The organism is Streptomyces sp. NPDC006393, assembly GCF_040628575.1.
Taxonomy (GTDB): Bacteria; Actinomycetota; Actinomycetes; order Streptomycetales; family Streptomycetaceae; genus Streptomyces.
In genome coordinates this window covers 1-12,562 of the sequence record NZ_JBEXZD010000032.1, presented here as the reverse complement: position 1 = coordinate 12,562, position 12,562 = coordinate 1, and the positions used below count along the sequence as shown (strand labels likewise).

Below are 12,562 nucleotides of genomic sequence, written 5' to 3'. Positions count from 1 at the left end.
TTCCCTTCTCACACGCCGACGCAGCCCCAGGACGTCCTGCTCACACCTCTTCCGAACCGGGCTGACCGGGCCGTTCTCGCCCCGTGGACCGGGGTGCGCCGGCCCAAGTCCCCCTTTTTCTTCGTTCTTTGCGTGCTAGCGGAGCCGATCCATGCTCACGACCCTCAACACCTCCTACACCGACACGCGTGCGGCCGACCTCGCCTGGGCCCTGGGGCGCGAGCCGCTGCCCGCGCTGGCCACCCTCGATCTCGAACTGTCGGGGAAGAAAGTGCAGTTGAGACTGCTCGGCGCGTCCCACCAGGTGCTCCTCGAGGAAGAGCGGGGCATCTGCTCGGAGACGGTGGCGTGCATCGCGGGCTCCAGTACACCGCTGCCGCTCGGCGTCGCCAAACGCGTCGGCGACTGGGAGTACGAGTTCGCGGCGCGCGTCGAGGAACTGCCGCCGGGGTCGTTCGCCGGCCGTGCCCAGGAGCTGCTGGCCCTCGTCTCCGACCATCCGCACGGGCTCGCCGGCGTGTTCCCGGGCAGTCCGCACGCGTTCACCGCGCTGCTCGCGCAGGAGCGGGAAGGGCAGGTGCACTGGCGGACCTGGCACGCCTACCCGCAGGACGGCCAGTTGGTGGCGACCCGCACCCGGGTGGGCGTGCGACGACGTGCGCCCGTTCCCGTCAACTGACCCTCCCCGAAGCGATATGCGTCAACGGACGTCCCCCGCACGGTCGTCCGTCGACCGCCCTCCCCGCAGGGATCGTTGCCGTCGAACTGACGTCCCCCGCACGGGCCCCCGTCAACCGGCGTCCCCGCGCGGGTCCGCGCCAACTCCGTGTCCCCAAACCAGCGATGCCTCAGCAGCCCCATTTTCCACACGTGTGGGTGACGAAGCGTGCCACACCCGTGACGTAACGTCGCAGTCGTGATCGATCCGCACGCCCCGGCCCCGCCCGGCACGGTCCCGCCCTGCCCGGCGTCATCCTGGCGCGGCCCCGCGAGGCTGCCCGTCCGGCCGGGAACCGGCCGGTTCCTCGTCCTCGCGGGCGTCTTCGTCTGTGCGGCCTGCGGACTCGTGTACGAACTGGAGCTGGTCGCGCTCGCCTCCTACCTGATCGGCGACTCGGTCACCCAGGCGTCCGTCGTGCTGTCCGTCATGGTGTTCGCGATGGGCATCGGCTCGCTCGCCGCGAAGCGGCTGCGCCGACGCGCCGCCGTCGCCTTCGGCGCGATCGAGGCCACGCTCGCGCTCGTCGGCGGATGCAGCGCCATGGCGCTGTACGCCGTCTTCGCCTGGACCGGCGACTGGGGCGGCCTGTGGGCGAACGGCCCGCGCTGCCTCCTGGTCGCCTTCTCGCTCGCCATCGGCCTGCTGATCGGCGCCGAGGTGCCGCTGCTGATGGAGCTGATCCAGCGCATCCGCCGGCAGGACGCGGGCGGCGCGGTCGCCGACCTGTTCGCCGCCGACTACGTCGGTGCGCTCGTCGGCGGTCTCGCCTTCCCGTTCCTTCTGCTGCCCCTGCTGGGCCAGTTGACCGGGGCGCTGCTCACCGGCGCCGTCAACGTGGTGGCCGGCGGGACGCTGGTGCTCGGCCTGTTCCGGCGGGACCTGACCCGGCGCGGACGCTGGCTGCTGCTCGTGGCCAACCTCGCCGTGCTCGGCCTGCTCGCCTCGGCCGCCGCCCTGGTCGGCGACTTCGAGCGCGCGGCACGGCAGGCGGTGTACGGCGGCGACGTCCGCGTGGCCGAGCAGACCGGCGTCCAGGAGCTCGTCCTCACCGGCGGCACCCGCGGCCGGCCGCTGGACCTGTTCCTCGACGGGCGGCTGCGGGTCGGCGGCCAGGACGAGCGCCGCTACCACGAGGCGCTCGTCCACCCCGCGATGACCGGCCCGCACGCGCGCGTGCTGATCCTCGGCGGTGGCGACGGCCTCGCCGCCCGCGAGGTGCTGCGCCACCCCGGTGTGAGCCGCGTGGACATCGTCGAACTGGACCCGGCCGTCGTCCGTCTGGCGCGCACCGACCCGGGACTCGCCCGGCTGAACGGGCACGTGTACGGCGACCGCCGCCTCCATGTGACCGTGGCCGACGCCTTCGGCTGGCTGCGCGGGGCGCCGGCGGGGGCGTACGACGTGGTGATCGAGGACCTGCCCGACCCGGGCATCACGGCGAGCACGAAGCTGTACGCGCAGGAGTTCTACGGGCTGGCCCGGCGCGCCCTGGTGCCCGGCGGGCGGCTGGTGGTGCACGCGGGGCCGGTGGCCTCGCGCCCGCGCGCGTTCTGGACGGTGGAGGCGACGGTCCGGGCGGCCGGCCTGCGGACGGTCGCCTACCGTGTGCGCGGCGGCGACTCCGGTTTCGCCGCCGGACCCGACCGGACGACCGATGCCACCCGGGCGCCCCGCGACTGGGGTTTCGTCCTGGCCTCCCGCACCCCGCCGGTCCTGGCCCTGGATCCCCGCGCCCCGCGCCCGCGCACGCTCACCCCGGCCGGCCTCGCCGCGGCCGTCCGCGACGCCGCCGGCACCCGCGTCCCCGACCTGCCGCCCTCGACCCTCATCGCCCCGCGCTACACCGACTGAGGCAACGTTCCTGTAGCGAGGCCGGGGCCGGCTCGTGGGGGTCGGAGCCGGGGCTGGGGCCGGAGCCGGAGCTCGGGCTGGGGCCGGGGTTCGGGTGCCGAGGTGAGGCTGGTGCCCGGGGTCAGAGGTCCGGGACATGAGCAGGGCGGCCCGGGGCCTGGGACATGAGCGGGGCGGCGGAGGTGCTTCCGGGGTCGCTGGGCGGCCCGTTCGCCCCTTCTCCAGGACGGAACGGGCCGCCTTCCCCAAGCGTCCCCCCGTGGGTCCCCCGTGCTTCCCCCGGTTCGGCGGCCCCCCAGCCACCGTCGCCCCACGAACGTACGGGCGGCCCCGAGGCGGCGGAATCCGTCGTCGGGTGGATCTCCTGCCCACCCTGCGCGGTAGCCGCGCGGTTCCTGCATCTTTCGCGGTACCGCGAAAAGCTGACGTCGCGGCCCACGCACGGGTTTACCCTGCGGCGATGCGGATCCGCCCCCTCACGGTCGACGGGCTGACGGCCCTCGCGCCGACGACCGTCGCGTGCCTGCTCGGCGCCGAGGCCGCCACGCAGGGATGGCCGCCGCTGGACGCGTTCGCCTGGACTCTGGTCGCCCTGACCAACCTGCCGCTCGTGCTGCGCGGCCTCGCCCCGCTCACCGTCTTCGCCGTCGTACACCTGGGCTGGACCCTCTACGTCACCCTCGGGTACTGGCCGGTGGTGAACTCACCCGCCGCGATGGTCGCCCTGTACACGGTGGCCGCCACCCGGTCCAACCGGGTCACCGCGGTGTGCGCCGCCCTGATGGGCGGTGTGTGGATCTACGCGGGAGTGACCAGCGACTCGGACGCGATGGCGTCCGTCGTGGGCCAGGCGATCGGATACCCGCTCGTGATCTGGCGGTTCGGGTACGCCGCCCGCAGGACCGCCGAGCTGACCGTACGCCTCCGCGCCGAACAGGCCGAACGGGCCCGGCGCGAGGTGGCGGAGGAACGCGTGCGGATCGCGCGCGAACTGCACGACGTGGTCGCCCACCACATGGCGGTGATCAACGTCCAGGCGGGCCTCGCCCGGTTCGTCTTCGACTCCGACGCCCGCACCGCGCGCGAGGCGCTCACCACCATCGCCGACGCCGGCGGCGAGGCGCTGGCCGAGCTCCGACGCATGCTGGGCCTGCTGCGCGCGGACGGCACGGACGGCACGGACGGCACGGACGGCACGGGGGAACACGGCGCCGCCACCGAACCGACGCCCGGCCTCGACCGGCTGGAGGAGATGGTGGAGCGGGTGCGTGCGGGCGGCGTCCCGGTCGACCTGAGGGTGCACGGCGAGCCGAGACCGCTGCCGCCCGGAGTGCAACTGTGTGTCTACCGGGTGGTCCAGGAGGCCCTGACGAACGTGCTCAAGCACGCACCGGGCGCCGCCGCCACCGTCGAACTCGCCTACCGGACGGGCGAGATGGCGGTGTCGGTCACCGACGACGGGCACCCGAAGGAACGGGGAAGGGGGGTGGATCCGGACAGAATGCCCGCACCTGGCGGCCACGGGTTGATCGGCATGCGCGAGCGCGCCAAGCTCTACGGCGGGACGATCGTCGTCGGCCCGCGGCGCGAGGGTGGATTCGGCGTGCATCTGACCCTGCCGACGTCGGAACAGGCCGCACGCCGGGGAGACTCCGTCACGGGATGATCAGAGTGCTGGTGGTCGACGACCAGTTCCTCGTGCGCAGCGGGCTGGTCGCGCTGCTGCGTGCCGCCCCCGGCATGGAGGTCGTCGGGGAGGCCTCCGACGGGGCGGAGTCGGTGACCCTGGCCGCGAAGACCCGGCCGGACGTGATCCTCATGGACATCCGCATGCCCGGGATGACGGGGATCGAGGCGACCCGCCGGATCCTCGCCGAGACGGCGGACCCCGCGCCGCGCGTCCTGATCCTCACCACCTTCGACCTCGACGAGTACGTGTACGGCGCCCTGCGGGCCGGCGCGGCCGGCTTCCTCCTCAAGGACGCGGGCCCCGAGCGGCTGCTGGCGGCAGTGACCGCCGTGCACGGCGGGGACTCCCTGTTCGCCCCGGTGGTCACCCGGCGGCTGGTGGAGGCGTTCACACAACGGGCGGACACCCCGCCGGTGCCCGCGAAGGCGCCGGCCGGCCTGCGCGCGCTGACGAGCCGCGAGCTGGAGGTCCTCCGGCTGGTCGCCCGGGGCCTGACCAACGCCGAGACCGCCGACCGCCTCTTCATCAGCGAGGCCACGGTGAAGACCCACCTCAACCGCGCCATGGCCAAACTGAGCCTGGCCAGCCGGGCCCAGGCCGTGGTACTGGCCTACGAGTCGGGCCTTGTGCGCCCCGGCGGCGACCCCTGACCGACGCCGGCCCCCGACGCCGGCCCGCGGTGCGGGCGCGTGGTGCCGGCCCGTGGTGCGGGCGCCTGACGCCGGGAGCAGGGCAGGGTGGCACGGGGGAGCGGGGCGTGGGGACGTTGCGGGCGAGGAGAGGGTATTCCCGGCCCGCACTGGGTACGCTCGGCTGACATGGAGCACGAGGTGTTCGTTCCGGTTCCGGTCCGGCGGCTGCGGGCGGCGCTCGCCGACCCCGCGCGGGTCGCCCGGGCGGTGCCCGGACTCCAGCAGGACTCGGGCGCCGAGCCCCTCGCCGGCCGGCTCAAGGTGCGCGTCGGCAGCCACTCCGTCACCTACCGCGGCACCCTTCGCGTCTCCGCCCGCGACGACGGGTCGTACGGCGTCGAGGGCGCCGCCACGGAGTCCCGCGGCACGGGCTCCGTGGACATCGCGCTCGTCATCCGGCTGCGCGACACCGACGACGGCTCGGCCCTCGCCTTCGACGGCACCGCCTCGGCCGGCGGCCGGCTCACCGAGCTCGCCCCGGATGCCGTACGGGCCGCGGTGATCCGGCTGCTGAACCGTTTCGCGGAGAACCTGGCGGCGGAACCGGCGGAGCCCACCGCGCCCGCTGAGCCCACCGAACCCCCTGAGCCCACCGAGCCCGCCGAGTCCGCCGAGTCCGCCGAGGCCCTGGCGACGGAGGACTTCGCCCCGCTGGCGACGGGCGACTTCGAGGCGACACCGGACGCGGACGACGCGCCCGTACCGCCCCCGGAGGAGGCCCCCGGACCGCGCCTGTCCGAACCGGGCTCCGCCGAGCACGTCTCCGTCTTCGACACCGAGGTCCCGCCGTCCTCCCTCGATCCCCTCGCCGAGGACGACGACTACGAGGCCGAAGCAGACGAGGCAAACGAAGGAACCGAAGCAGACGAAGCAGCTGAAGCAGACGAAGCAGCTGAGGCGAACGGGGTGGACGGGGCGGACGACGCGGACGGCGGGCAGGACGAACCGGACCGCGACGACGAGGACATGTCCCTCGCCGAAGGCTTCGAGGAGGCCGCCGAACCGCCCGCCGAGGCGGCGCACGCACGGCGGACGATGATCGGGCGCAGCGCGGAGGAGGTGGACCACGCCCCGCCGCGCGGCCGCTACGCACCCGTCCCGGCCCCGCTCACCGTCTCCGCCACGCCCACCCTGCGCTGGGCGGCGCCCGCCGCCGCGCTGGTCGTGGCCTCGGCGATCGTCGTGGGCCGGGCTCTCAGGCGCCGCCGGTGACGACGCGGCACGCGCCACGGCGTGCGGAGACGGCGCGCGGAACGCCCTGTTGATCGGGCCAGTAGCCTCGTCCCGTGAGTAACGAAGACATCACGCTGACCGCGGGCGACGCGGAAGCGACCGTGCAGCCGGGCAACGGCGGCCGCATCGGAGGGCTCCGGGTGGGCGGGCTCGAACTGCTTCGCCAGGGCGAGAGGTTCGGCTGCTTCCCCATGGTCCCCTGGTGCGGCCGGATCCGTGAGGGCCGGTTCCGGGACGGCGCCACCGTCCACCAGATGCCGCTCAACTCCCCGCCGCACGCCATCCACGGCACCGCCCGTGACGGGGCCTGGCACACGGCCCGCGTCTCGGCGAACGAGGCGGTGATCACGTACGACCTGGTCGACCCCTGGCCCTACCCCGGCCGGGTGACTCAGGTGGTCGTCCTCACCGAGGACTCCCTGACGCTGACGATGTCCGTGGAGACGTATGCCTCCTCCTTCCCGGCGCAGATCGGCTGGCACCCGTGGTTCCGTCGCAACCTCGGCGGACCCGGCGCCCAGGACGTGCGGCCGGACTTCGCCCCCGCCTGGCAGGAGGAGCGCGGCGACGACCACCTGCCCACCGGTCACCGCATCGACCCCAAGCCCGGCCCCTGGGACGACTGCTTCGGCATGCCCGACGGCGTCGACGTCACGCTCACCTGGCCCGGGCAGCTGGAGCTGAAGGTGACCAGCCCCGAGAAGTGGGTCGTCGTCTACGACGAGCAGGAGGCCGCGGTGTGCGTGGAACCGCAGACCGGCCCGCCCGACGGCCTGAACACCCACCCGCGCCTGGTCACGCCCCTGGAACCGCTGGAGGCCACGACGACCTGGAGCTGGCGCCGCGCTTAAGCTGGCTGCCATGAGTGACGTTCGCGGCGAGCTGCTGCAGCAGATCAAGGACAAGGCCGTGGTGCACGGCAAGGTGACGCTGTCGTCGGGCAAGGAGGCCGACTACTACGTCGACCTGCGCCGCATCACCCTCGACGGCGTGGCCGCCCCGCTGGTCGGTCAGGTCATGCTCGACCTGACCGCCGACCTGGACTACGACGCGGTCGGCGGCCTCACCCTGGGCGCCGACCCGGTGGCCACGGCGATGCTGCACGCCTCCGCCGCGCGCGGCAGGACGCTGGACGCGTTCGTCGTGCGCAAGGCGGGCAAGGCGCACGGGCTCCAGCGTCGTATCGAGGGCGCCGAGGTCGCGGGCCGCCGGGTCCTCGCCGTCGAGGACACCTCCACCACCGGCGGTTCGGTGCTCACCGCCGTCGAGGCGCTGCGGGAGGCCGGCGCCGAGGTCGTCGGCGTCGCCACGATCGTGGACCGGGCGACGGGCGCCGCCGAGGCGATCGCCGAGAAGGCGGGCGTGCCGTACTTGTTCGCGTACTCGAAGGACGACCTGGGCCTCGACTGAGGCGCGGCCGTCGGCGCGGTCCGGGGAGCGGGGTCCGGGGAGCGGGGTCCGGGGAGCGGGGTCCGGGCCGCGCGACCTGTCATCCACAGGCTGGACAGGGTGTCCGAAGCATCCGGCATCTTCTGCGAAGATGGGGCCGACGATGACGTCACTCCCTAGGTCAGGGCCGTAAGCACGCAGAACGCACCCCGCACATACAAGGAGCGGACAGATGCCCATCGCAACCCCCGAGGTCTACAACGAGATGCTCGACCGGGCGAAGGCAGGCAAGTTCGCCTACCCGGCCATCAACGTGACGTCCTCCCAGACCCTGAACGCGGCGCTGCGCGGGTTCGCGGAGGCGGAGAGCGACGGCATCGTCCAGATCTCCACCGGTGGTGCCGAGTTCCTCGGCGGTCAGTACAGCAAGGACATGGTCACGGGCGCCGTGGCCCTGGCCGAGTACGCGCACGTGCTCGCCGAGAAGTACCCGGTCAACATCGCGCTGCACACGGACCACTGCCCGAAGGACAAGCTCGACGGGTACGTACGTCCGCTGCTCGCCGTCTCCGAGGAGCGCGTCAAGGCCGGCCGCAACCCGCTGTTCCAGTCCCACATGTGGGACGGCTCCGCGGAGACCCTCGCCGACAACCTGACCATTGCGCAGGAGCTGCTGGTCCGCACCGCCGCCGCCAAGATCATCCTCGAGGTCGAGATCACCCCGACCGGTGGCGAGGAGGACGGCGTCACCCACGAGATCAACGACAAGCTGTACACCACGGTCGACGACGCGATCCGCACCGCCGAGGCCCTGGGCCTGGGCGACAAGGGCCGCTACCTGCTGGCCGCGTCCTTCGGCAACGTCCACGGCGTGTACAAGCCGGGCAACGTCGTGCTCCGCCCCGACCTGCTGAAGGAGCTCAGCGAGGGTGTCGCGGCGAAGTTCGGCCGCCCGGCCGACAGCAAGCCGTTCGACTTCGTCTTCCACGGCGGCTCCGGCTCCACGGAGGAGGAGATCCGCACCGCGCTGGAGAACGGCGTGGTGAAGATGAACATCGACACCGACACCCAGTACGCCTTCACGCGTCCGGTCGCCGACCACATGTTCAAGAACTACGACGGCGTCCTGAAGGTCGACGGCGAGGTCGGTTCCAAGAAGACCTACGACCCGCGCACCTGGGGCAAGCTGGCCGAGGCGTCCATGGCGGCCCGCGTCGTGGAGGCCTGCGGCAACCTGCGCTCGACGGGCACGAAGATCAAGTAACGCCCGGTCTTCTCCGGTCCTCCCCCTCTTTCCCTCTCTTCGCCTGTCCGTGACGGACCCGGTGCGCCGAGCGCCGGGTCCGTCGCTCGTCTGGCCGGGTGGCGGCGGACGCGGGATGATCCACCCATGCCCGACATCCGGCTGTCGTCCGCTCAGGGCAGGTGGATCCTGTTCACGACCGTGCTCGGCTCCAGCATGGCGATGCTGGACTCGACCGTCGTCAACGTCGCCCTGCCCCGCATCGGCCGCGACCTGAACGCGGACCTCGCCACCCTCCAGTGGACGGTCAACGCCTACATGGTCACCCTGGCGGGCCTGATCCTCCTCGGCGGCTCCCTCGGCGACCTGTACGGCCGGCGCAGGATCTTCGTGCTCGGCGTGGTCTGGTTCGCCGCCGCGTCCCTGCTGTGCGGCCTCGCCCCCGGCTCCACCGTCCTCGTCGCCGCCCGCGCCCTCCAGGGCATCGGCGGCGCCCTGCTGACCCCCGGCTCCCTCGCCCTGATCCAGGCCTCCTTCCACCCCGACGACCGGGGCCGGGCCGTGGGCCTGTGGTCCGGGTTCGGCGGCATCGGCGCGGCGGTCGGCCCGTTCCTCGGCGGCTGGCTGGTGAACGGCCCCGGCTGGCGCTGGGTCTTCCTGCTCAACGTCCCGCTCGCCCTGGTCTGCGTCCCCGTCGCCCTGCGGCACGTCCCCGAGTCGACCGGCGGCGTCGCCCTGGCCAAGCCCGGCGGAGCCGGCGAAGCGGCCCGGGAAACCGGCGCAGCGGCGCGGAAAACCGGCGGAGCGGCCCGGGAAACGAGCGAAGCGGCGCGGAAAACCGGCGCTGCGGCCGGGGGAGTCCGCGCCCACCACCGCTTCGACGTCCTGGGCGCCGCCCTCGGCGCCGTCTCCCTCGCCCTGGTGACGTACGCCCTGATCGAGGCCCGCAGCGGCTCTCTGGCCGTCGCCCTGACCGCGACGGCCGGAGTGGCGGCCGCTGTCGCCTTCGTCTACGTCGAGAAGCGGGTGCCCGACCCGATGCTGCCGCTCGGCATCTTCGCCTCCCGCCAGTTCACCGCGGTCAACCTGGTCACCCTGTGCGTCTACGCGGCCTTCGGCGGCTTCTTCTTCCTCACCGCGCTCCAGCTCCAGGTCGTGGCCGGCTACTCGCCGCTGCGGGCGGGCATCGCCCTGCTGCCCACGACCGCCCTCATGCTGCTGTTCTCGGCCCGCTCGGGCGCCCTCGCCGACCGGATCGGCCCGCGCATCCCGCTCACCGTCGGCCCGCTGCTGTGCGCGGGCGCGATGCTGCTGATGCTGCGCGTCGGAAAGGACGCGGACTACGTCACCGACGTCCTGCCGGCCCTGCTGGTCATGGGCGCCGGCATGGTCACCCTGGTCGCCCCGCTGACCGCCACCGTCCTCGCCTCCGTCGACACCTCCCGCGCGGGCCTGGCCAGCGGCATCAACAACGCGGCGGCCCGCGCGGCCGGGCTGATCGCGGTGGCCGCCCTGCCGCTGCTGGCCGGGATGGGCCCGGAGGCGTACCGCTCGGCGGACGCCTTCGACGCCGCGTTCCGGCGTGCGATGCCGATCATCGCGGCGGTGCTGGTGGCCGGGTCGGTCCTCGCCTTCGCGACCGTCCGCCGCCCCGGCCCCGAGTGCCGCCGTCCCGAGTGCCGCACCCACGGCTTCGTGACGACCCCGCCACTGGAACCCGACCAGCGAGCCTGACACGAGGGGCCGTCGGGCGGGCGCACTCCGCCGGGAGGGATGCAGCAGACTGAACCCATGAGTATTCACGAGAACCTCCTCGGCGGCCCGCCTCCCACCCACCTGCCCGACGACCCGGAGCCCCGCGAGCTCCTCGCGCAGGGCACCTCGCCCGCCGACGTCGCCGCGCGATACCCGGCGTCCTCGCTGGCCTGGGCGCAGCTGGCCGACGACGCGTTCGAGCGGGGCGCGGCCGTGGAGTCGTACGCGTACGCCCGTACCGGCTACCACCGCGGTCTGGACGCCCTGCGGCGCAACGGGTGGAAGGGCCACGGCCCGATCCCCTGGGAGCACGAGCCCAACCGCGGCTTCCTGCGCGCCCTGCACGCCCTCGCCCGCGCCGCCCAGGCGATCGGCGAGCAGGAGGAGTACGCGCGCTGCTCGCAGTTCCTGAAGGACTCCTCCGAGACGGCCGCCCAGACGCTGGGCTGAGCCGTAGGCGGAGACACGCGGGGACGTACGCCGGCCGCGCCGCGCGGCCTGGCCGGCCCGTGTGGCCTGGCCCGCCCGCCCGTGTGGTCTGGCCGGCCCGTGCGTGTGGTCTGGCCGGCCCGTGCGGTCTGGCCCGCCTGTCCGACCTGCCCCGCCTGTCCGACCTGGCCCGCCTGTGTGATCAGGCGGGCCTTGCGATCTCCGTGGGTGTTGCGCAGGATTCGGTTGGGGACCGGGGCCCCCGTGCCGGCATCGGCAGGGGCGGACCGCTACCCGGAGTACATGCAGGAGACAGCGATGTCCCACCAGGCTCACCCGACCCCTCGGCCCGACGAGGCCGCTGAGCCCGAGACCCCGCATCTCGACTTCGAGGGCACGACGCCGTACGAGGACTACGTCAAGGCGGACGTGCTCACCCACCTCCAGCACACCCTCTCCGACGATCCCGGAGAGATGGTCTTCCTGGTCACCACCCAGGTCATGGAGCTGTGGTTCACCGTCATCGTCCATGAGTGGGAGACCGCGGCGGCAGCCCTGCGCGCCGACGACGTGCCGTCGGCGATCGCCGCGCTGAAGCGGTCCGTACGCGAACTGGAGGCGCTGAACGCCTCCTGGAAGCCGCTCGGACAGCTCACCCCGGCCCAGTTCAACAGCTACCGCGGCGCCCTCGGCGAGGGCTCCGGCTTCCAGTCGGCGATGTACCGCCGCATGGAGTTCCTGCTCGGCGAGAAGTCCGCCTCGATGCTCGTCCCGCACCGGGGCGCGCCCCGCGCCCACGCCGAACTGGAGAAGGCGCTGCACGAGCCGAGCCTCTACGACGAGGTGCTGCGGCTGCTGGCCCGGCGCGGGCACGCGATCCCCGACACCGTCCTGCACCGTGACGTATCGCTGCGCTACGAGCCGTCCGAGCAGGTGGAGACCGTCTGGACGCAGCTCTACTCCGGCGACGGGCAGGACGAACTCGCCCGGCTAGGCGAGGCGTTGACGGACGTGGCGGAACTGGTGTGGCGCTGGCGCAACGACCACCTGGTCGCCACCCGCCGCGCGATGGGCGCCAAGCAGGGCACGGGCGGCTCCGCCGGAGTGGCCTGGCTGGAGAAGCGGGCGCAGAAGAACGTGTTCCCCGAGCTGTGGACGGCGAGGTCCCATGTCTGAACTGGCACTGCGCGCGGAGAAGCTGGACGCCGCCGACGAACTGGCGCCGGTGCGCTCGCGGTTCGTGCTGGACGACGTGGTGTACCTGGACGGCAACTCGCTCGGCGCGCTGCCCGCGAACGTCCCCGGCCGGGTCGCCGACGTGGTCCGCCGTGAGTGGGGCGAGCTGCGCATCCGCTCCTGGGGGGAGAGCGGCTGGTGGACGGCGCCGGAGCGGATCGGCGACACGATCGCCCCGCTGGTCGGCGCGGCGCCGGGCCAGATCGTGGTGGGTGACTCCACCAGTGTCAACGTCTTCAAGGCACTCGTGGGCGCCGTACGGCTCGCGGGCGAGGGCCGGGACGAGATCCTGGTGGACGCGACGACGTTCCCCACGGACGGAT

The 12,562-nt window shown here is 73.4% G+C and carries 11 protein-coding genes and 1 pseudogene; all 12 read left to right on the top strand.

The genetic code is table 11. The annotated features are described in order from the left end of the window. Positions 1-151 precede the first annotated feature (151 nt). On the top strand, positions 152-679 hold the full coding sequence (locus ABZ484_RS15865; RefSeq protein ID WP_358866463.1) for a DUF2617 family protein: 528 nt from the start codon (positions 152-154) through the stop codon (positions 677-679). A 237-nt stretch (positions 680-916) separates the two neighbouring features. Continuing rightward, on the top strand, positions 917-2,572 hold the full coding sequence (locus ABZ484_RS15860) for a polyamine aminopropyltransferase (RefSeq protein ID WP_358866462.1): 1,656 nt from the start codon (positions 917-919) through the stop codon (positions 2,570-2,572). Between the two features lie 460 nt (positions 2,573-3,032). Beyond that, positions 3,033-4,238 (top strand): sensor histidine kinase, encoded by a 1,206-nt coding sequence (locus ABZ484_RS15855; protein WP_358866461.1) that lies wholly within the window; start codon positions 3,033-3,035, stop codon positions 4,236-4,238. After that, positions 4,235-4,912, top strand: a complete 678-nt coding sequence (locus ABZ484_RS15850; protein WP_358866460.1) for a response regulator transcription factor — start codon at positions 4,235-4,237, stop codon at positions 4,910-4,912. The genes ABZ484_RS15855 and ABZ484_RS15850 overlap by 4 nt, the downstream gene beginning before the upstream one ends. Positions 4,913-5,080: 168 nt before the next feature. After that, positions 5,081-6,166: an SRPBCC domain-containing protein gene (locus ABZ484_RS15845; RefSeq protein WP_358866459.1), complete on the top strand. Its 1,086-nt coding sequence runs from the start codon at positions 5,081-5,083 to the stop codon at positions 6,164-6,166. Between the two features lie 74 nt (positions 6,167-6,240). Next, the gene (locus tag ABZ484_RS15840; RefSeq protein ID WP_358866458.1) at positions 6,241-7,038 is read left to right on the top strand and encodes an aldose 1-epimerase; all 798 of its coding nucleotides are present in this window, start codon (positions 6,241-6,243) and stop codon (positions 7,036-7,038) included. Between the two features lie 10 nt (positions 7,039-7,048). Continuing rightward, positions 7,049-7,597, top strand: a complete 549-nt coding sequence (gene pyrE / locus ABZ484_RS15835) for an orotate phosphoribosyltransferase (protein ID WP_358866457.1) — start codon at positions 7,049-7,051, stop codon at positions 7,595-7,597. 211 nt (positions 7,598-7,808) lie between these two features. Beyond that, complete coding sequence (gene fbaA, locus ABZ484_RS15830) at positions 7,809-8,840, top strand: class II fructose-bisphosphate aldolase (protein WP_358866456.1); 1,032 nt, start codon at positions 7,809-7,811, stop codon at positions 8,838-8,840. A gap of 126 nt (positions 8,841-8,966) precedes the next feature. After that, complete coding sequence (locus ABZ484_RS15825; protein WP_358866455.1) at positions 8,967-10,553, top strand: MFS transporter; 1,587 nt, start codon at positions 8,967-8,969, stop codon at positions 10,551-10,553. A 57-nt stretch (positions 10,554-10,610) separates the two neighbouring features. After that, complete coding sequence (locus ABZ484_RS15820) at positions 10,611-11,024, top strand: DUF3151 domain-containing protein (protein ID WP_030182530.1); 414 nt, start codon at positions 10,611-10,613, stop codon at positions 11,022-11,024. A 297-nt stretch (positions 11,025-11,321) separates the two neighbouring features. Beyond that, positions 11,322-12,179, top strand: coding sequence for a tryptophan 2,3-dioxygenase family protein (locus tag ABZ484_RS15815; RefSeq protein WP_358866454.1), 858 nt, complete (start codon positions 11,322-11,324; stop codon positions 12,177-12,179). Next, positions 12,172-12,562: pseudogene (locus ABZ484_RS15810) on the top strand (kynureninase); the annotation flags it as partial. The gene ABZ484_RS15815 and the pseudogene ABZ484_RS15810, both read left to right, overlap by 8 nt.

Excerpts from the sequence above, each read along its gene's own strand:
- ABZ484_RS15825 (WP_358866455.1), top strand. The coding sequence starts at position 8,967 with ATGCCCGACATCCGGCTGTCGTCCGCTCAGGGCAGGTGGATCCTGTTC.
- pyrE (WP_358866457.1), top strand. The coding sequence starts at position 7,049 with ATGAGTGACGTTCGCGGCGAGCTGCTGCAGCAGATCAAGGACAAGGCC.
- ABZ484_RS15850 (WP_358866460.1), top strand. The coding sequence starts at position 4,235 with ATGATCAGAGTGCTGGTGGTCGACGACCAGTTCCTCGTGCGCAGCGGG.
- fbaA (WP_358866456.1), top strand. The coding sequence starts at position 7,809 with ATGCCCATCGCAACCCCCGAGGTCTACAACGAGATGCTCGACCGGGCG.
- ABZ484_RS15865 (WP_358866463.1), top strand. The coding sequence starts at position 152 with ATGCTCACGACCCTCAACACCTCCTACACCGACACGCGTGCGGCCGAC.
- ABZ484_RS15855 (WP_358866461.1), top strand. The coding sequence starts at position 3,033 with ATGCGGATCCGCCCCCTCACGGTCGACGGGCTGACGGCCCTCGCGCCG.
- ABZ484_RS15815 (WP_358866454.1), top strand. The coding sequence starts at position 11,322 with ATGTCCCACCAGGCTCACCCGACCCCTCGGCCCGACGAGGCCGCTGAG.
- ABZ484_RS15845 (WP_358866459.1), top strand. The coding sequence starts at position 5,081 with ATGGAGCACGAGGTGTTCGTTCCGGTTCCGGTCCGGCGGCTGCGGGCG.
- ABZ484_RS15820 (WP_030182530.1), top strand. The coding sequence starts at position 10,611 with ATGAGTATTCACGAGAACCTCCTCGGCGGCCCGCCTCCCACCCACCTG.